This window comes from Rhodococcus sp. SMB37 (assembly GCF_004345605.1).
Lineage (GTDB): Bacteria > Actinomycetota > Actinomycetes > Mycobacteriales > Mycobacteriaceae > Rhodococcus.
In genome coordinates, this window is sequence record NZ_SLVY01000002.1 from 111561 (window position 1) to 130903 (window position 19343).

The window sequence follows — 19343 nt, forward strand, 5'->3', positions numbered from 1 at the left end:
GTGATCCCGCGGAGTAGCTGCCGTTCATACCGTCTGAACCATGATCAACCGACCCGCAACACGCCGCGTGGCGGCCGCCGTACTACTGGGCGCCGGAGCTGCCCTCTGCGTCGGCGCCGCGTCTCCTGCGAGTACCGCAACGGCCGAAGACCCGGCAGTTGCGGCCACCGTCACCGCATTGGTCGCCGATGATACCGCCGGCGCGCTCGCGGCGTTCCCGGACGGCTTCGCCGCGGTGATGGGGTACCAACCATTGATCGAACCGGGCACCACGGCCGAGGGAGTACTCACCGACCCGGACGGCGACTGCTCGTCACCTGTCTCTCTCCCCTCGGCATTCGAGCCCGCGTGCCGTATGCACGATCTGGGGTACGACCTGCTCCGGTATGCACGGGACACCGGAGGCGAGCTCGGGCCACAGGCCCGGCGCGACCTCGATGCGCACCTGCAACGAAACCTCAATACCGCGTGCATGACTGATGCCGGCACGGAACCCCGGTGCGACGTGATGGCGGGAATCGCGTCCGCGGCGGTGCAGATCAACTCGTGGCGCCAGGGTTACCGCCTGCCTGAATCCGAATCGCCGATGCCGTATCTGGCCGCAGCCGGCGCTGCAGTGGTCGCGGGCAGCACTTTCCTGAGGAGAACGAACCGATGACGATCCACCTGGTCGACCCCGCACCGACGTCGGATGACCCCGACGAGAATACCCGACACTCTCGTATCCTCCTCCCCCGCAAGACCTTCGGCCCACGATTCGGCTCGACGGCGACCGTGGCGATCGCGGTTGCCGTCTCGCTCGCACCGTCGCTGCTACCGAGAGCATCCCTGATCCAAGGGGTTCTCTCAGGGGTCCTCATCGCAGTCGCACTGGCCGTCACTGCGCTGGGTCGACGCCTTGTACCCCAGCGGGTTCGAGCGCAGCACGGTCCACGCGAGGCGGAGGCCCGCTGGCTCGCAGCAGCAGTCGCGACTGCGATGGTCGCGGCGAGTGCGACGTGGGCGCATCACTGGCAGAACACACTTCGTGCCGCGATGGAGGTGGCACCGATCGGATTGCACTACTGGCTCGAAGTCCTCGCCGGATCCGTCGTGACGGCAACGATTCTCGTGGGAGGCGCCACAGGCATCCGTGCCCTGATCCGAATGGCCGGTCGTGCGCGCTCGGTCGCGGCGCTGGCGGCGGCAGCGATCCTTCTCGCGTGGGGAATCACCTCGGTTGTCTCTCCGTCGCCGGATACGGCATCTGCCTCCACTCCGGTAGCCACGCTCGACCCCGGGATGTCCGGCTCCCCCATCTCACTGGTGAACTGGAACAATCTCGGCACGCAAGGGCGACGATTCGTATCGATCGAATCCTCGGGATCACCCGTGCGGGTCTACGTCGGGTTGGCTGCAGCCCCGGACGATCAGTCGCGCGCGGACCTCGCGGTCCGTGAACTCGAACGCACCGGCGGGTTCGAACGGGACCACCTTGTCGTTGCGGTTCCCACCGGGTCGGGGTGGGTCGATGCCAATGCTGTGCAGGGATTCGAGGACCGCTGGGGCGACGACGTCGCCATCGCGGCACAGCAGTACTCGGACACACCGAGCTGGGTCACGTTCGTCTTCGACCGCGACGCAGCCTCCCGGTCCGCTCGGGCGCTTGTCTCGGCCGTGCGCGAACACATCGCAACGATGCCGCCCGATCAGCGACCCGACCTGCACGTATACGGACAGAGCCTCGGTTCGATCGGTGGCAGCGCCGCGTTCGACGACATCCAACCGGGCCTGTGCGACGCACTGTGGGCGGGTCCGCCGGCCGGATCGGTGCGCACCGACGGGGCGACGGTGCTGGCGAACACGTCGGACCCCGTCGTGTGGTGGCAGCCGTCGCTGTTGTGGTCGCCGCCGGATCTGTCGCGTGCGGTGCAGGACGCGCCCGTACCGACGTGGCTGCCGGTGGTCGGGTTCCTGCAGACCACCGTCGATCTGTTCACCTCACTCGACTCGGCCGCGGGGCATGGGCACCGGTATGGGCCCGAGCAGGCGCAGTGCGAACCGGCGGTGTCGTAGGCATTTGCCCACGGCACCGCCGGTCGGTGAATCAGGCGTCAGGCGAGGATCGGTCCGCGCGCAGCCTCGAATGCAGCGCCCACACGGTAGAGCCGCTCATCGGCCAGTGCCGGAGCCATGATCTGCAGCCCGACGGGAAGGCCGTCGTCGGCCGACAGGCCCGACGGCACCGACATCGCGCAGTGCCCCGCGAGGTTCGTGGGTAGCGTGCACAGGTCGGACAGGTACATCGCGAGCGGATCGTCGACCTTCTCACCGAGCTTCCACGGGGTGAACGGGCTGGTGGGCGAGATCAGGACGTCGACCTGTTCGTAGGCCTTGTCGAAATCCCGCGCGATGAGCGAACGCACCTTGAGCGCCTGGCCGTAGTAGGCGTCGTAGTAGCCCGACGACAGTGCGTAGGTGCCGATCATGATGCGGCGCTTGACTTCCTTGCCGAACCCGGCAGCGCGGGTCGCGGCCATGACCTGCTCGGCGCTCATCGAACCGTCGTCGACGCGCATGCCGTACCGCATCGCGTCGAAGCGAGCGAGGTTGGACGACACCTCCGACGGCAGGATCAGGTAGTACGACGCGAGTGCATATTCGAAGTTCGGGCACGACACCTCGACGACCTCGGCACCGAGTTTCGTGAGGGTCTCCACGGCCGCATCGAACGACGAGATCACGCCGGGCTGATAGCTGTCGGAGTGCAACTCCTTGACGACACCCACCTTCACGCCCTTCAGATCACCCGCCGCACCCTGTCGTGCGGCGTCGACCACGGGCCGGACCGCGGCGACGACGGAGGTACTGTCCCGGGGGTCGTGACCGGCAATCACCTCGTGCAGGAGCGCGGTGTCGAGCACGGTGCGCCCGCAGGGGCCTCCCTGATCGAGCGACGATGCGCACGCCACGAGACCGAACCGGGAGACCGTTCCGTACGTGGGCTTCGTACCGACCGTCGCGGTCACGGCCGCGGGCTGACGGATCGAACCACCCGTGTCGGTGCCGATCGCAAGCGGTGCCTGGTACGACGCGAGAGCCGCAGCGGAACCGCCGCCCGATCCACCGGGAATTCGGGTGGTGTCCCACGGGTTACGGGTGGGCCCGTACGCGGAGTTCTCGGTGGACGAACCCATCGCGAACTCGTCCATGTTGGTCTTGCCGAGAATCGGGATGCCCGCCTGGCGAAGCTTCGTGGTGAGTGTCGCGTCGTACGGCGACACCCAGCCCTCCAGGATTTTCGACCCGCAGGTGGTGGGCATGTCGGTGGTGGTGAACACGTCCTTGAGTGCGAGCGGAACGCCCGCGAGAGCCGACGTCGGCTTCTCACCGGCGGCAACCGCACGATCGACGTCGGCCGCGGCGGCGAGTGCCTGCTCGGATCCGACGTGCAGGAACGCATTGTAGTCACCGTCGACCTCTGCGATCCGGTCGAGATGCGCCTTCGTGACCTCCACAGAGGAGACCTCGCCGGCGTGGATGCGGGACGCGAGCGTCGCGGCGTCGAGTTTGGTGAGATCGGTGCTCATTCGCCCTCTCCCAGGATCTGCGGAACGGCGAAGCGACCTTCCTCGACGGCGGGCGCACCGGAGAGCGCCTCGTCCGGAGTGAGTCCGGGCAACACGACGTCGGAGCGGGTGACGTTGGTGACGGCGTTCGGGTTCGCCATGGGTGCCACGTCGTCCGCGGCCACCTCGGACACCGCCTTGACATGGCTGAGGATGGAATCGAGCTGGCCGGAGAACTCGTCGAGTTCCGCATCGGTCAGCGCAAGGCGGGACAACCGGGCGAGGTGCGCAACCTCGTCACGGGAAATGGCAGGCACCGTAGGTGGCCCCTTTCCAGTGGTGATGGATCATCTGGCGTTCGAACGTCCTGTCCAGGGTAATGCCCCACGTTCACGGCCGTGTACTCGGTTCGGCCGGTACCCGTAGGTGCCCGCTGCGTTGCGTACGCGAGAAACCCTTGTTGCGTTCGTGTGAAGACGCCACCGATGACCGGGTGTTTTCCTCCGTCACGTCACGATTCCCCGGCCGAGCGTCCCTATGCACGCCGCGAGGGTGAAAAGATGGACGACGCCGGGGGTTCTGATTGCTGCTGTAGTGGACGCGACCTGCACCCCTGGGCCGGCGGGTGTTCACGCGTCGGCGAGGAATGTGGGAAAGGACGCACGTGTCGTACCTGCTGCGTGTCCAGCTTCCCGACCGTCCCGGTAGCCTCGGCGCGCTCGCGTTGGCTCTGGGCTCGGTCGGCGCGGACATCCTGTCGCTCGACGTTGTCGATCGAGGAGCCGGCTTTGCAATCGACGACCTCGTCGTCGATGTCGAACCGGGCAAACTCCCCGACACCCTGATCACGGCAGCCGAAGCACTCGACGGCGTCACGGTCGACTCGATCCGTCCCTACGCGGGCATTCTCGACACCCATCGCGAACTCGAACTCATCGATCAGGTGTCGGCAGCGCGCGATGACCGCCTCCAGGTCCTCGTGGACGGCGCTCCCCGGGTCCTGCGTGTGAGCTGGGCGACCGTCATCGGGATCGGACCACAGGGCCCGTATCGAATCGCCGGAAGTCCCGGCGCCCCGGAAACCCGGCCGGCCGACACTCCGTGGATGCCCCTCGAGAAGCCGACGCTGCTCGACCACGAAGCCGGCTGGGTGCCCCAACTGTGGCGAGACATGGACACCATGCTTGCTGCGGCACCACTGGGTAGGCCGGACCGTGTGCTGATGCTGGGTAGGCCGGGTGGTCCGGAGTTCCGGCCGTCCGAGGTTGCACGAATGGGCTATCTCGCGGGAATCATCGGCACGGTGCTCGGCTGACGGGCCCTGACCGATGGAATGCGATCGAGTCAGGGGGCACTGCCACGTCAGGTGATCGCGTCGGCTTTGCAACCTCAGACGAGAACCACGCGACGCGCCACCGCGACGGCGTCTCTGCGCGAGTTCACCCCCAGCTTGCGGTACAGCGAACGCAATTGCGTTTTCACAGTGTTGAGACTGACGAATTGGGACTCGGCGATCGTTCCGATACTGCCACCGGACAGAAGCGCATCGAGCACTTCCCGCTCACGTGGTGTCAGTCGCACTATCTGACGAGACGGGCGGAAAGTGGCGAACTCGGCTGCCATCTGTTTCAGGTCGACGGGCAATTCGATGCCGAGCCCCGCGACCTCCTTGATCATCGACGGAGGCAGACCGGTGAACGGTCGAAGCGCCCCGGTCCGACGGGACCGCGTGGCGGCATCAGCGATGTGACGGCGCGCTTCGCTCCGACGTCCCCGTGCGCAGGCCGCAGCGGCACCGATCACGAACAGCTCCATGGACACCCGGAGCGGACAGTGCGGGTCCTCTCCGTATTGATGGACGATCGTTTCGGCACCGACGAAATCTCCTGTGAGCAAACAGATCCGAGCACGAACGGCAGCGGTGTGCGGATCGGCCGACCGCCCCACCAACCCGGCTGCCACATCGGCGCGCCCGAGAGCCAGATTGAGATCGGCCCGGACGGCGAGCAGGAGTTGCCCGGAGATACCGGTGGACAACCGCGCGAACGACTGCAGCTCGGATTCCACGTACTGGAGTCCATCCGCGTACAGGCCTGCAAGCAACGCGTACTGCCCACTCGCATACAACGCGAAGGCCCAAAACTCTTCGTCCTCTTGGGGGGTACCGAATTCGACGAGCATGCCGAACGCCTCGTCGGGCGCGAGTCGGTCCAGAGCAACAAGGGCGGAAGCAACCAGGCCTGGTGTTTTCGCCTGGGCCCCGACCGGCTCCGGGTACTCCAGATGCTGCCGCTCGGTTTCGATCCAGCGCTGAGCATCGATCGTTGCGCCGCGCACTGCATGAATGAGGGCCAGCGTGCCGGCCGCAACTCGCTCGACGGACATTCCCGCCCCGGCATCCCGAGCTCGCCGAAGCATGAGCGTCGAATCGTCCGGACGATCAGCGAGAAGATAGGTGATCCCCATCTGGAGATAGGAGCACGCGGCGGAGCGCCTCGCGGCATCGTCCGACTCCTCGAACACAGGTGAGGTTCCGGAGGCAACCGTGTCGCAGATCGCGGCCGCCTCCACACAATGCCCACCCCTGCGCAGCGTCACCGCGCGCGTGATCGCTGCCGTATGTTCCTCCGTGAAAGCTACAGGCGCCTCGAATGCGCGTACGGCCGGAGTGTCGAGGATCTCCGACCGGTTCGGAGTCGACGCAGCCATGACTCCACTACGGTGCAGGACCACCGATGAGCGCACCAGGGATGCACGGACGGCACCCGGGAACTTGCGCGACGACCCGCCGTTGGAGCACTCCGACTCCACCATCCCCGCCGACTCCAGGATGTCGAGGAAACCGACGGATTCGGGCGTTACCGGAAGGGTCGCGGCCTCGGCGTACTTCAGAATCGACCGCAACATCGGCTCCAGAACGGGATCGCTCGACACCGCGTTCGACACGAGCATGTCGACCGCGGTGTCGACGAGACGGGCAAGCCGGGGCGAAGCCTCCGAGAACTCGAGGCCACTGTCCATCAGCGCCTGGCAGACGCTCGAGGACAGTGCCGCCTGCCCCTCGATCCGCTGTGTGATCCACCGGGATACTCGCATCCCGTGCGGAACCCCTGACACCCGCAAGAATTTCAGTAGTTCTTCCTCGGTGAATGCAAGCGCGTCCGAGGAGATCACCATCCCATTCGGACAGGAATCGACGAGTCGGGGCCACGAGCGTGCAGTCCTGGTGGTCACGATGATCTGTGACACCGCACCGCAATCGAGAAGTCGCTCGATGCACGCCACCACCGAATCCACCTCATCGATGCCGTCCAGCACGAGAACTGATGCACAATGTTGCGCCATCAGCATCGAATACAGAGTATCGAAATTGTCACTGCCACTGTTCGGCGGCGGCGTGCCGGTGTATGCGCACACCGAAGACAACACCCGACCCCAGTACTCGTTGCTCGTGACACCACGTGAGGGCGACGGAACGAAGACAGGAAGACGATCCGGGACCGGATCGGTCATGAGCCAGGTACGGACCAGAGTGGTCTTTCCCGAGAACCGACTGCCGTGCACGATGACCACACGCGCGGAACTCGACAGCATCGAAAACAAGCGGTCACGAAACAATGGCAGTGTTTTCGGCACCGATCGTTGCCCTCCCCGATACTGGGCGCCCGACATCGCCACAGATCAACGGTCCAGCAGAACAATTCAGGCGCTGGACCGAGATAATCCGACTTCCGTGACTTTATCAGCGCCCCGAGAATTCCGCAGCGCTACGGACATCACCGGATTCCTCGCCTCCGTCGACTCCCCGCCTCCTTCTACCCGGGCCCGTCGACTCAGTGCGCGAATCCTCGTGCTGTATGTCCTCTACCCACACCCTCGCGCAGACGCTCGACCACGTCCTCGATCGCCTCTGCCAGCTTGTATGCGAGGTCGCGACTGAAACCTTCACGCAGCACGATCCTCAGCACGGCGACATTCTCGGCATCCGCCGGCATCGTGTACGCCGGGACCTGAAAGCCGCGGGCGCGCAGTTCATGCGAGATGTCGAATACGGTGAAACCCGGATCGTCGACTACCTCGAACGACAACACCGGAATCGCAGATCCATCCGTGATGATCTCCATATTGTCGATCTTGGCAATCTGCTGGGACAGCATCAGTGCGGTGTCGCGCAACGACTCCATGATCTGCCGATACCCGGCTGCACCCAGCCTGATGAAATTGTAGTACTGGCCGACCACCTGATTTCCGGAACGGGAGAAGTTCAGAGTGAAGGTCGGCATGTCACCTCCGAGGTAGTTGACGCGGAACACGAGGTCCTCGGGAAGGCATTCCTTCGAGCGCCAGACCACGAACCCGATACCCGGATATGTCATGCCGTATTTGTGGCCACTGACATTGATCGAGACTACGCGAGGGATCTGGAAGTCCCACTTCAACTCAGGATGCAGGAAGGGCACGACGAATCCACCGCTCGCCGCATCCACGTGCAACGGGACGTCCGGACCCCCGTTCGCAGCGACCTGGTCCAGAACATCGGCAATGGCCTGGACGGGTTCGAGTTCTCCGGTGAACGTCGTTCCGAGAATCGCCACCACACCGATGGTGTTCTCGTCGACGGCCTCGCGGACCTGCTCCGGAGTAATCACATATCGGCCTGGTTCCATCGGCAGGTACTTCGGCTCGACATCGAAATAGCGGCAGAACTTCTCCCACACCACCTGGACATTGCTGCCCATGATCAGGTTCGGCTTGGTCGAGTCCTTTCCCGCGGCGTCACGAGCCTGCCGCCACCGCCATTTCAGTGCGAGCCCCGCGAGCATCACTGCTTCGGAGGATCCCACCGTCGATACACCGGTCGCAGTTGCCGGATCCGTCGGGGACAGACCCTCGGCGTGGAAGAGTGCGGCAACCATGTTGACGCACCGGGTCTCGATCTCCGCGGTCGCCGGGTACTCGTCCTTGTCGATCATGTTCTTGTCGAAGGTCTCCGCCATCAGGCGGTCGGCCTGTGGATCCATCCACGTGGTCACGAAGGTCGCCAGGTTCAGGCGCGAACTTCCGTCGAGCATCAACTCGTCGTGGATGAACCGATATGCCGCTTCGGGTTCGGTTTCGGATTCCGGCAGCCGCAACGCAGGTATCGGATCGGTTCCGAGCCTGCCGGTATACGCGGGCGCGAGCGTCTCTGCGGGAGCGGCAATATGGTCTGACATCTCTTCCTCCGATTCATGACGCATCGAACACTCGTCCGATTCGATGACAACTGTGAAAACTGGATCTCGTCCGATCCGGTCGTTCCGGTCACACCTCGATCGGCGGGTAGAGCCTTTCCATGGTGTAACGGCGATTGCGCCGGACCGAGAGTGCACTCGCGGACAACGACGCGAGCAGAATGCCCCCGAGGACCGCGATCGCTATCCACAAGCGCGAATCGATCTGATCGGCCACGGTGAGCTGCCGGAGACCGTTCACCGTGTAGGTCATCGGATCGAACGGGTGGATGTACTGGAACGGCTTCGCTGTGGTGGGAACAGGGTAGATTCCGCCCGCCGACACCAACTGCAGCATCAGGAACGCGAGAGTGACGACGCGTCCGACTGCGACACCGAACACCGCGTTGAATGCCTGGATCATCGCCAGATACGTCGCTGAGACCAGCATCAGGAAGAGGATCGTTCCGGCCACGTGTTTGACGTCGAGGCCCACACCGAAATGCACGACCGTATACATGACGATCACTTGGAGAACGCCTACGAGCAATGCCGGCCAATACGACGCGAGGACCGTCCGATACAGCCCGAGGCCGCCGACCGTCGGCCTCGACTGCAACGGAGTGAGCAGCATCCACGTGATGATACCGCCGACGAACAGGGCCAACGACAGGAAGAACGGGGCGAAACCGGTACCGAACGTCGATGCCTCGTTGGTGGTGTCCTGCTGCAGCGCTACCGGCGTCGACAGCGTGTCGGCTGTTGCAGTGCGCTGCTGATCGGTCCAGCTCGGCACCTGCTGTGCTCCCTGGGAAAGCGCATCCGCCAGTTCATGCGAACCGGACTGCAGTTCCACCATGCCGGATGAGAGTTGCCCGGCACCGTCCGACAATTGGACACTGCCGTCGGTCAATTCGATCAGACCCGAATGCAGTGTAGCTGCGCCGGAGTTCAATTCGTTCACACCGCTCTGCAACTCGCGGATGTCGGCTGCCAGTCCGCCACCCTGCAACATCGCAAGGCCACTCTGCAGCGGGCTGCTCGGATCGTTCAGCTCGTACTCGAGTGTACGAGCGTCGCCTTGCAACCGGACGATCTCTGCACGCAATGCCTCCGTATCGGAGACCACCTCCTGCGGAGTGAACGGAGTCAACGCGGCGATCGCCTGCTGGACGATCGGGTCGGGACTCTGTCCGAGAATATCGATCACCTGTTGCACCGCTGCACCGGCAGAGGCCTGCGCGGGCTCGGGTATCCGGTTCTCCAGCTCGACGAGGTCCGCTCGAATCTGCGAGGCCCGAGTCGCGACACCCGCCAATTCACCGCTGTCGAGTGCGTTGAGCAACGGCTCGGTGACACCATCGATCTTGGTGGCCAGCTCATCGGTCCCCGCGGCCAGCTGAGCGGATCCGTCGCGCGCGGTGACCATGTTGTCTGCCAGCTCGGTGGCACCCGAGCTGAGCTGGTCTGCACCGCTCGCCGCGGTGTCGACGCCGCCGGCCAAAGTGCCGGCACCGTCGGCTGCCTGCTTCAGACCCGAACCCGCCGACTCCAGGCCGGTGAGGACCTGGCCGACCCCCTGGGCGCCGATCGTCGAGTTGACCTGGCTGATGACCTGCTCGGACGCGTCCTGCCCGATGATCGTGGCCAGATAGTTGTTCGCGTCGTTGAAAGTGAAGGTCAGATTCGCTTTCTCGGGATTGTCACCGTTGGGTGACTCCACGGCCGCGGTGAAGTTCGAGGGAATCGTGATCGTGTAGTAGTACTTTCCGTGTGCGAGACCGTCGACCGCCTCGCTCTCCGATACTTCGTCCAGGTCCAGCTGTCCGGACGCGATGAGCGATTTGACGACCTGGTCGCCGGCATCCACCTGTTCACCGGTCGAAGACATCCCGGTGTCGTTGTTGACGATCGCGGCGGGGATCTTGTCGACCGCACCGAACGGGTTCCAGAAGGCCCACAGATACATGGCGCCGTACAGCAGCGGCATGAGGATGATGGTGGCGATCGCGATGCGCGGCATGGTGCCGCGGAAGTATCGTTTCGAATCGCTGCCGAGAGAGACTCCTGCCAGCATCGGTCACCTCCCCTCTGTCATGACGCCGATGTCGCCGGGACCGAGCAGTCCGTGAAGATCGACTGTCGCCCGTATTCCGGCCCCCGGCTTCACCGGATTCACGTCGGCCGTGATCACCGATTGTCGTTCTCCGAGTGCGACCAGTCGTTCCACCAAGACCCCGCGTTCCACATCGTCGGCGATCTTGTCGACGCGCCCCACCACCAGAAGCGGGGGCCTTCGCGTGTTGGCGACCGCGATCCGCAGGAGCAGTTGCTGAATCTCCGGCAGATCGTCGATGAATGCATTGAGGCCGGGAAGCGGGACATCACCGAAGACCTCGGCGCACATGTCGGCCACACCGGCATCGTCGACGCGTGGAACGAATTTGTACCACGGCGAATCCCAGCGCTTCTGCTCGGTGACGAGGTCTCGGACGGTCACCGAGGGTTGCACGGCATCGAGTTCGTCCATACATGCAATCGCCGATCGGTCGAACACCTTCCTCGGCTCGTTCTCGAATCCGAGGACGGTGAGCGAACCTCGGGTGAGCCGCATCCGCCCGCACATTGCCATCAGCAGCGCGGTGCGCGCCGCGCCGGCCTGCCCCGATACCACGGTCACCCCACCGACGTCGATATCCAGGTCGAGAGGACCGAACACCCGCCCCCACGGGCCGTGAAGCTCGATCCCCCGGGCCGAGACGAGGCTGCCCGGGATTTCCGCCCACGCGGATTCGTCGATGGCAGGGTCATCGGCACGCCCGTAATCCTCGGATCCGTATTCATCGAGATATGCATCGGCCACTACACATTCCACACTTTCGCGTCGATCATCGAGTCGCTGCGGCCCCCGAAGGCACCCTCGGTCAGAGTTGGTTCTTGACCACCTGACCGTTCTTGACGATGACCGACAGGTTCTTTCCCGGATCTGCGAGCAGGTTCAAGTCGTCGAGTGGATTCCCGTCGACGAGCAGGACGTCGGCCCACGCACCCTTCCGGACAATCCCGAACTCCGCCTGGCGGTATGGATCTCGCTCGCCGGCCAGTCGGAACAGTTCGGCGTTGCCCGAGGTCAACATCTTCAGCGACTCGAGGTTCGTGTAATGGTCTCCGAGGCGAGCCGCCATCTCACTCTGCCGCGGCGCGATCTGCGGCTCGAGCAACAGATCGGTACCCCACGCGGTCTTGACGCCGTGCTTCTTCGCCCATTCGTAGACGTGGTCCACACCCGTGCAGATCTCGCGGTCCTTCTCTGCACGATCGGGATCGGGATAGTGATGATCACCGAGCGCGAAGGGCTGCATGGACAGCCATACTTCCTTCTCGGCGATCAGTGCGATGGTCTCCTCGTCTGCGAGGTGGCCGTGCTCGATGGACCTCACCCCAGCAGCAAGTGCCCGTCGGATGCCGGTGACATTGTAGACATGGGTCGCGACGTACGTGCCGTAGTCTGCCGCCGCATTCACCGCAGCTCTGAGTTCCTTGTCGATGAACTGCACGGTGTACAGCGGGTCGTACATCGATGCTGCGCCACCACCCACCATCAGTTTGATCTGCGAGGCGCCCTTCTTCAGTTGCTCTCGCACGCCCGCGAGAACCTGATCCTCCCCGTCGGCGACCCGCATGAAGCCGATCTGTTCGGCACGGCTCTGGTCGCCTCCGAACGCGGTCGGGCATTGGTAGACGAAACCGAAGTCACCGTGACCGCTGGTCTGCGAGAGGGCCGCCTGAGAAGGGTAGATGCGAGGGCCTTCGAAGAGCCCCCGGTCGATCACCGACTTGATGCTGCCGGTGTCTCCCGCCATGTCTCGCACTGCGGTAAAACCTCGGTGCAGCATGTTCTTCGCCTCGGCGAGCCCGTTCAGCGCGATATGCGATTCGGAACCCATCACCATGTCGACGTAGGAATTGGCATTCCCGACGAGGTGCACGTGGGCATCACTCATCCCTGGCATCAGCACTCGATTACCACCGTCGACGACGAGGGTTTCGCGGCCCGGTTCGTCGCCGATCGGCGACTCCGACACTGCCGTAATTCTGTCGCCGTCGATCAGTACGTCGCCGCCGAGCAGGTCACCGGAGTGGCCGTCGAACACGCGAACATTGCGGAACAACAGGCGCTTACCGGTTTCCGGGGTTGCCGTCATGAGCCGGACGTTAATCCGGATACTCCCGGCGCGCGCGCGATCGAACCGTCCACCGAGAGAATTCACCCTCCCACTTCACCCTCAGCCGACGGTGGCGGATAAGTGCACCCGAACTGGGATTTTCGACCTGGAATGCACGCCAACGTATTCCATGCATCGCGCTCTGCCGTGTTCTACACTGCCGCCATGCTGATCCGTCCAACTCTGCGCATGCAGTCGTGGGGATTCGTTGTCGGAGCTTTCCTCTTCGCACTCGGTTCGGCCCCTGGCGTTGCGCACCTGCTCGGTACCGCGGGTGCAAATACCTCGTTCTTCGTCGGCTCGTGGTTCTTCACCGGCGCTGCGTTCGTACAGTTGATATTGAGCGGCAACGCGACCGTTTCGGACGAGCAGGGCGTCGGGATTCGCGCCGAGTGGCTCTCGGCGATCATCCAGTTTCTCGGCACCCTGCTGTTCAATGTGAGTACCGGCGCGGCGCTGCACGCACACACTGTCAAGGGCGAGATGCACCTGGTGTGGAACCCGAACCTCGAGGGGTCGCTGTGCTTCCTCGTCTCCAGCGCACTCGCGGTGCTGATCCTGTGGCGCTCGAAGTCGTACTGGGAACCACGGTCGAAGAACTGGCAGAGCGTGTGGCTCAATATGCTCGGGTCGATCGCTTTCGGTGTATCGGCCGTCGGCTCGTTCGTCCTCGGAAACGGCAACACCCTGGATCCGAGTCTCGCGAACTTCGGAACATTCGTCGGCGCGCTGTGCTTCCTTCTGGCATCTGCAGTCTTCCTGGGCAGAGCCCACACATCTGCACCGGCACCCTCATCGGCACCTTGACACCGCGCAGCGTCAGGTTTCGGATTCCTCCGACGAGCCGAGCACCGCCTCCGGTCCCTGCTCGAGGACGACGCGGAACGCGTCCTCATCGAGAATCGGGATGCCCAGGTCGGAGGCTTTGTCGGCCTTGGACCCCGGATTGTCGCCGACCACCACGAAGGCAGTCTTCTTCGACACCGATCCCGCGGCCTTCCCGCCGCGGGCGAGGATCGCTTCCTTCGCTTCGTCGCGAGAAAGCCCGGCCAGGGTGCCGGTCACCACGATGGACATGCCTTCGAGGGTGCGCTGGATGGATTCGTCGCGCTCGTCCTCCATACTCACACCCGCCGCGGCCCACTTGTCGACGATCGCGACGTGCCAGTCGACGGTGAACCATTCGACGACCGCGGTCGCGATCGTGCCCCCGACACCTTCGACCGCAGCAAGCTCGTCGAGTGACGCCGACCGGATACGGTCGAGGCTGCCGAACTCCGTGGCCAGGGCGCGTGCTGCTGTGGGGCCGACGTGCCGGATCGACAGAGCCACCAGGACGCGCCAGAGCGGCTTCTCCTTCGCCTTCTCGAGGTTCTGCAGCAACCGCTCACCGTTCTTCGACAGCACGCCCTTGGTGGTCTTGAAGATCGATGTGCGCATCAGATCTTCTGCAGTGAGAGAGAACAGATCGCCTTCGTCGCCGATCGCCTCGGATTCGAGCAGTGCCGTCGCCGCCTCGTAGCCGAGGGCTTCGATGTCGAATGCGCCGCGCCCCGCCACATGGAACACCCGCTCACGTAGTTGGGCCGGGCAGTACTGCTGGTTCGGGCAGCGTAGATCGACGTCGCCCTCCTTTGCCGGCGCGAGCGGTGTCGCGCATTCGGGACACTCGGTGGGCATCACGAATGCGTGTTCGCTGCCGTCGCGCAGATCGACCACCGGTCCGAGCACTTCCGGGATCACATCTCCGGCCTTGCGAAGCACAACGGTATCGCCGATGAGCACACCCTTGCGTTGCACTTCGGACGCGTTGTGCAGAGTCGCGAGCGACACCGTGGACCCAGCGACAGAGACCGGTTCCATGTAGGCGAACGGAGTCACGCGACCGGTACGCCCGACGCTGACCCGAATGTCGAGGAGCTTCGTCGTCACTTCTTCGGGCGGGTACTTGTACGCGATCGCCCAGCGCGGGGCACGCGAGGTCGCGCCGAATCGGCGGTGCAGGGCCATCTCGTCGATCTTCACGACGAGTCCGTCGATCTCGTGCTCGATGTCGTGGCGGTGCTCGCCCCAGTACTTCATCCGTTCGATCACCGCGTCGGCGCCGGTGACCCGCATGGTGTGAGGCGAGACCGGGAGCCCCCACGCCGCGAGCGCGTCGTAGGCATCGGACTGGGACTCGGGCCGGAAGCCTTCGATCCGCCCGAAACCATGACAGATCATTCCGAGCCGGCGCTTCGCCGTCACTGCGGGATTCTTCTGACGCAGCGACCCCGCCGCCGAGTTCCGAGGATTGGCGAACGGCGCCTTACCGTCGGCGACGAGACTTGCGTTGAGTGTCTGGAAATCTTCGAGCCGGAAGAACACCTCCCCGCGGACTTCGAGGACCGAAGGAATCGGGTATTCGTCTGTGGCAGTGAGCCGTTCCGGAACAGAGTCGATGGTCATCGCATTGAGCGTGACCAGTTCGCCGGTGCGGCCGTCGCCGCGCGTGGCCGCGCGCACGAGCCGTCCGTCCTCGTAGACGAGGTTCAATGCGACGCCGTCGATCTTCACCTCGCACAGGTAGTGCAGATCCGATCCGGCCTCGGATTCGACGCGAGCGAGCCAGGCGCGCAGTTCGCCTTCGTCGAAGACGTTGTCGAGGCTGAGCATCCGTTCGAGGTGATCGACAGCCGTGAAATCGGTGGCGAAACCGCCACCGACGAGCTGTGTGGGCGAATCGGGAGTGCGAAGGTCCGAGTACTCGTCTTCGAGCGCGTTGAGCTGTCCGAGCAACTGATCGAACGCGCCATCGGAGATGATCGGGGCGTCGCGCACGTAATAGCGGAACTGGTGTTCGCGCACTTCCTCCGCGAGCTGCTGCCAGCGCTCGCGCACTTCTGCTGGAGCTGTGGGGGCCACGTCCGTCGGTTCACTCACAGCTTGCAAGCGTAGTCGAGGGGACCGACCGACTCGTCAGAGTGATTCGGGGTCTTCCGTGAACGCGGCAGAGATGTCTTTCGCCAACCGGAGCGCGGTCCGTGCCCAGGTGGGGTCGGCGTCGGCCAGACCGCACGCGGGGGTGACCGATACCGAACGCAACGTGGTGCGGGCGAATCCGAGCCGGTCGATCAGCGCTACGGCCGGCTTCGCCAGCTCCTGCCAGGTCGGATGCTTCTCCGGCGCGGTCGTCGGTATCAGACCGAGCAGCAGAGTCGTACCCGAATCGAGCAGTTCGCCCACTGCGTCGAGATTTGCCGCTGTGAGTTGCGCGAGGTCGAACGAGACGGCGACGGCCATACTACGACGCAGTAGGTCCGCAGGCAGACCACCCGAACAGCAGTGCACCGCGGTCGGTGATCCGAGGCCGGCGAGAGTCACATCGAGGACGTGCTGCACCTCGGGTTCGGGCACGGCAGGCACGGTTTCGAGCATGGTGCGTCCCTTCAGCGACCCGGCGAGCACGGCCGGCAGTGCCGGCTCGTCGAGCTGGACGACGGTCGAGACGCCGAGGCGCCGGCGGAGTTCGGCCGCGTGCCGTGCGACACCTTCCGCGAGAGACTCCGACAGGTCGCGCACCGCGCCTCGGTCGACGAGAGCGCGTTTGCCTGTCGCAAGCTCGGTATGCGCGGCGAGCGTCCACGGTCCGATCGACTGCACCTTGACGGTGCGATCGGTACCGGCCCCTGCGAGCTCCCACGCCTCCTCGAATGCGTCGAGATCCTGTTCGAGCAGGTCCTCGGCAACACGGGCGAGCGCACCCCGTCCGCCGCGCAGACGGTAGCCGGTGGTGGTGGTGTCGAGATGCATGTCGACGAGCACTGCGCCGGCCCGGCCGATCATGTCGGCACCGAGCCCACGCGCGGGGAGTTCGACCACGTGCGGCAGCGCCGGAAGTTCTCCTATGATCACCGCGGCAGCTTCCCGGGCGTCGGTGCCCGGCCATGATCCGATTCCGGTGGCAAGCCCCGCCCAGGGATTCGTACCGGTCTGCTCTGTCGTCACTGTTCTCCGGCCGTGTCGGTTGCCGCGATCGTGCCGCTACCGAGGACGATGTCGCCCCCCGGATCGCGGCGGTACAAGACCGCCGCTTGCCCTGCAGCGACACCGGTGAGCGGTTCGCGAAGCGAGATCTCGATACCACCGTCGCGGTCCGCGACATCGTCGACGCTGCCGACAGCTTCGGCGACCGCCTCGGCGAGGCCTCCATGCGCGCGGACCTGTACGACGCATTCGATCGGTCCGACCGGCGCGGAACCCGATGTCCACACGGCACGTTCGGCCCTGATCCACGACACCTGCAGGCGTTCGGCACCACCCACCTTCACGGTGCCGGTCTCGGGTTCGATCTCCGTGACGTAGCGAGGGCGCCCGTCGGCGCCCGGTCCGGCGATCCCGAGACCCTTGCGCTGCCCGATCGTGAAGCCGTGCACACCTTCGTGTTCGGCGAGGATCTCACCCGAGTCGGCGTCGACGACGGAACCCGGCCGGACACCGATCTCGGCTCCGAGAAATGCGCGGGTGTCGCCCGACGGGATGAAGCAGATGTCGTGGCTGTCGGGCTTGTTCGCCACCGCCAGGTCACGCTCGGCGGCCTCCTCGCGGATCTGTTCCTTCGGGGTGTCGCCCACGGGGAACATCGCACGCGAGAGCTGTTCCGCCGTCAACACTGCCAGCACATACGACTGGTCTTTGTCTGCGTCGACCGCACGACGCAGAACGCCGTCGTCGAGCTGCGCATAGTGGCCGGTCGCGACGGCGTCGAACCCGAGGGCGACGGCGCGATCCGCCAGCGCCGAGAACTTGATCTTCTCATTGCATCGCAGGCATGGGTTCGGGGTCTGCCCCGCGGCATAGGACGCAACGAAATCGTCGATCACGTCCTCCTTGAAGCGATCCGCGAAATCCCATACGTAGAACGGAATTCCGAGCACATCGGCGGCGCGGCGCGCATCGCCGGCATCCTCTTTGGAGCAGCATCCGCGCGAGCCGGTGCGCAACGTTCCCGGCGCCGTCGACAGCGCCAGATGCACACCGACCACCTCGTGACCTGCGTCGACGGCACGGGCCGCGGCAACCGCCGAGTCCACACCGCCGCTCATCGCCGCAAGAATCCTCATCCCCGGTCACCTCCTCGTCCGCCGACACTCGCCATTCCGGCAGCGCGCGCTCTCTCCACCACTTGCGGCAACGCCGCGAGTAGGACTTCGATATCTTCTCGGGTCGTGGTATGCCCCAACGAAAATCGCAGGGACCCCCGGGCGGTGGCGGGGTCGCATCCCATTGCGACCAGCACATGGCTCGCTCGCGCGACTCCCGCGGTGCATGCCGAACCCGTCGAGCATTCGATCCCGGCAGCGTCGAGCAACATCAGCAACGAATCGCCTTCGCACCCGGGGAAAGTGAAATGCGCATTGCCCGGCAAGCGGTCGGCTCCGCGCGGCCCGTTGAGCACCGCGTCGGGCACGACCCGTTCGACACCGGCGATCAGTGCGTCGCGCAGAACCTCGAGTTCGACGCTCCGTGACTGCAGTTCAGTGGTCGCATGGCGAAGCGCCGTCGCCATGCCCGCGATCGACGCGGTGTCCTGGGTCCCGGACCGAACGTCGCGTTCGTGACCGCCGCCGTGGGCCAGCGGAACACACGGCACCTGCCGGCCGAGCAGTAGCGCACCCACTCCCTGGGGGCCACCGAACTTGTGTGCGGCCACGGTGAGGGCGGACAGACCACTGTCTGCGAAGTCGACGGGAAGGTGCGTGACGGCCTGGACGGCGTCGCTGTGGATCGGAATATCGAATTCTGCGGCAACCGCAGCGAGCGAGGCAATCGGCATCACGGTGCCGACCTCGTTGTTCGCCCACATCACGGTCACGAGAGCAACCTCGTCGGCGTGCGCCTCGAGTTCCTCGCGCAACGTGCGCGGATCGACACGCCCGTTCTCGTCGACGGCCAGCCAGGTCACGTCCGCGTCCTCGTGCTCGACGAGCCACTCGACAGCATCGAGGACCGCGTGATGTTCCACCGCGCTCGCAATGATGCGACGGCGACGCGGATCCTGTGCACGCCGACCCCAGTAGATGCCCTTGACAGCGAGGTTGTCGCCCTCGGTACCGCCCGAGACGAAGATCACCTCTGAGGGGCGTGCGCCGAGATCGGCCGCGATCGACTCGCGTGCCTCTTCGACGCGGCGCCTGGCGGCACGACCGGATCCGTGCAGGGACGACGCGTTTCCGACCGTGGCGAACACCTGCGTCATCGCCTCGATCGCCGCGGGCAGCATGGGCGTGGTCGCGGCGTGGTCGAGGTAGACGGTCTTCGGGGTGCCGGACGGACCGGCGGCGGGCAAGGTCATGACCGATCAAGGATAGCCGGTC

At 64.9% G+C, this 19343-nt stretch carries 15 protein-coding genes; 4 read left to right on the forward strand and 11 right to left on the reverse strand.

Going from position 1 to position 19343, the window contains the following annotated elements; all coding sequences use genetic code 11:
• Nucleotides 1-40 precede the first annotated feature (40 nt).
• Nucleotides 41-658, forward strand: a complete 618-nt coding sequence (locus tag EV641_RS03860) for a hypothetical protein (RefSeq protein ID WP_241996817.1) — start codon at nucleotides 41-43, stop codon at nucleotides 656-658.
• On the forward strand, nucleotides 655-2055 hold the full coding sequence (locus tag EV641_RS03865; RefSeq protein WP_132470857.1) for an alpha/beta-hydrolase family protein: 1401 nt from the start codon (nucleotides 655-657) through the stop codon (nucleotides 2053-2055). The genes EV641_RS03860 and EV641_RS03865 overlap by 4 nt, the downstream gene beginning before the upstream one ends.
• Before the next feature lie 38 nt (nucleotides 2056-2093).
• Here EV641_RS03865 and gatA read toward each other — a convergent pair whose 3' ends face one another.
• Both gatA and gatC read right to left on the reverse strand, forming a co-directional pair.
• Complete coding sequence (gatA, locus tag EV641_RS03870; RefSeq protein WP_132470858.1) at nucleotides 2094-3569, reverse strand: Asp-tRNA(Asn)/Glu-tRNA(Gln) amidotransferase subunit GatA; 1476 nt, start codon at nucleotides 3567-3569, stop codon at nucleotides 2094-2096.
• Complete coding sequence (gene gatC / locus EV641_RS03875; protein WP_054713283.1) at nucleotides 3566-3865, reverse strand: Asp-tRNA(Asn)/Glu-tRNA(Gln) amidotransferase subunit GatC; 300 nt, start codon at nucleotides 3863-3865, stop codon at nucleotides 3566-3568. Before gatC ends, gatA begins: the two co-directional genes overlap by 4 nt.
• A gap of 347 nt (nucleotides 3866-4212) precedes the next feature.
• On the opposite strand from gatC, the gene EV641_RS03880 reads away from it, so the two are divergent.
• A complete protein-coding gene (locus EV641_RS03880) occupies nucleotides 4213-4863 on the forward strand; it encodes an amino acid-binding protein (RefSeq protein WP_054713284.1) in 651 nt (216 codons plus the stop codon).
• A gap of 74 nt (nucleotides 4864-4937) precedes the next feature.
• Here the strand turns inward: EV641_RS03880 and EV641_RS03885 are convergent, their stop codons facing one another.
• From EV641_RS03885 to EV641_RS03905, 5 genes are all read right to left on the reverse strand, one after another.
• The gene (locus tag EV641_RS03885; protein WP_241996857.1) at nucleotides 4938-7142 is read right to left on the reverse strand and encodes a LuxR C-terminal-related transcriptional regulator; all 2205 of its coding nucleotides are present in this window, start codon (nucleotides 7140-7142) and stop codon (nucleotides 4938-4940) included.
• 239 nt (nucleotides 7143-7381) lie between these two features.
• Complete coding sequence (locus EV641_RS03890) at nucleotides 7382-8764, reverse strand: glutamate decarboxylase (protein WP_132470860.1); 1383 nt, start codon at nucleotides 8762-8764, stop codon at nucleotides 7382-7384.
• Between the two features lie 88 nt (nucleotides 8765-8852).
• On the reverse strand, nucleotides 8853-10838 hold the full coding sequence (locus EV641_RS03895) for a YhgE/Pip domain-containing protein (RefSeq protein ID WP_132470861.1): 1986 nt from the start codon (nucleotides 10836-10838) through the stop codon (nucleotides 8853-8855).
• A 3-nt stretch (nucleotides 10839-10841) separates the two neighbouring features.
• On the reverse strand, nucleotides 10842-11624 hold the full coding sequence (locus EV641_RS03900; RefSeq protein ID WP_347238212.1) for a hypothetical protein: 783 nt from the start codon (nucleotides 11622-11624) through the stop codon (nucleotides 10842-10844).
• Nucleotides 11625-11685: 61 nt separating this feature from the next.
• Nucleotides 11686-12966, reverse strand: a complete 1281-nt coding sequence (locus tag EV641_RS03905) for an amidohydrolase family protein (protein ID WP_132470862.1) — start codon at nucleotides 12964-12966, stop codon at nucleotides 11686-11688.
• A gap of 186 nt (nucleotides 12967-13152) precedes the next feature.
• Here EV641_RS03905 and EV641_RS03910 point away from each other — a divergent pair, with 186 nt between their 5' ends.
• Nucleotides 13153-13794: a hypothetical protein gene (locus tag EV641_RS03910; RefSeq protein ID WP_054713287.1), complete on the forward strand. Its 642-nt coding sequence runs from the start codon at nucleotides 13153-13155 to the stop codon at nucleotides 13792-13794.
• A gap of 12 nt (nucleotides 13795-13806) precedes the next feature.
• On the opposite strand, the gene ligA is transcribed toward EV641_RS03910, so the two are convergent.
• Genes ligA through EV641_RS03930 form a run of 4 tightly spaced genes read right to left on the reverse strand, consistent with a single transcriptional unit; the run spans nucleotide 13807 to nucleotide 19321 of the window.
• Nucleotides 13807-15909, reverse strand: a complete 2103-nt coding sequence (gene ligA / locus EV641_RS03915; protein WP_132470863.1) for an NAD-dependent DNA ligase LigA — start codon at nucleotides 15907-15909, stop codon at nucleotides 13807-13809.
• A 36-nt stretch (nucleotides 15910-15945) separates the two neighbouring features.
• Nucleotides 15946-16974, reverse strand: coding sequence for a methionine synthase (locus EV641_RS03920; RefSeq protein ID WP_132470864.1), 1029 nt, complete (start codon nucleotides 16972-16974; stop codon nucleotides 15946-15948).
• Nucleotides 16971-18089 carry a tRNA 2-thiouridine(34) synthase MnmA gene (gene mnmA / locus EV641_RS03925; RefSeq protein WP_132470865.1) on the reverse strand — a complete coding sequence of 373 codons (1119 nt, stop codon included), beginning with the start codon at nucleotides 18087-18089 and terminating at the stop codon, nucleotides 16971-16973. The genes EV641_RS03920 and mnmA overlap by 4 nt, the downstream gene beginning before the upstream one ends.
• Nucleotides 18086-19321, reverse strand: coding sequence for a cysteine desulfurase family protein (locus EV641_RS03930; RefSeq protein ID WP_054713288.1), 1236 nt, complete (start codon nucleotides 19319-19321; stop codon nucleotides 18086-18088). Before EV641_RS03930 ends, mnmA begins: the two co-directional genes overlap by 4 nt.
• Between the last annotated feature and the right edge of the window lie 22 nt (nucleotides 19322-19343).

Bases quoted from the DNA above. Each gene is read 5' to 3' on its own strand.
- EV641_RS03860 (WP_241996817.1), top strand. From the start codon at position 41: ATGATCAACCGACCCGCAACACGCCGCGTGGCGGCCGCCGTACTACTG.
- EV641_RS03865 (WP_132470857.1), top strand. From the start codon at position 655: ATGACGATCCACCTGGTCGACCCCGCACCGACGTCGGATGACCCCGAC.
- gatA (WP_132470858.1), bottom strand. From the start codon at position 3,569: ATGAGCACCGATCTCACCAAACTCGACGCCGCGACGCTCGCGTCCCGC.
- EV641_RS03885 (WP_241996857.1), bottom strand. From the start codon at position 7,142: ATGCTGTCGAGTTCCGCGCGTGTGGTCATCGTGCACGGCAGTCGGTTC.
- EV641_RS03890 (WP_132470860.1), bottom strand. From the start codon at position 8,764: ATGTCAGACCATATTGCCGCTCCCGCAGAGACGCTCGCGCCCGCGTAT.
- EV641_RS03895 (WP_132470861.1), bottom strand. From the start codon at position 10,838: ATGCTGGCAGGAGTCTCTCTCGGCAGCGATTCGAAACGATACTTCCGC.
- EV641_RS03905 (WP_132470862.1), bottom strand. From the start codon at position 12,966: ATGACGGCAACCCCGGAAACCGGTAAGCGCCTGTTGTTCCGCAATGTT.
- EV641_RS03910 (WP_054713287.1), top strand. From the start codon at position 13,153: ATGCTGATCCGTCCAACTCTGCGCATGCAGTCGTGGGGATTCGTTGTC.
- mnmA (WP_132470865.1), bottom strand. From the start codon at position 18,089: ATGAGGATTCTTGCGGCGATGAGCGGCGGTGTGGACTCGGCGGTTGCC.
- EV641_RS03930 (WP_054713288.1), bottom strand. From the start codon at position 19,321: ATGACCTTGCCCGCCGCCGGTCCGTCCGGCACCCCGAAGACCGTCTAC.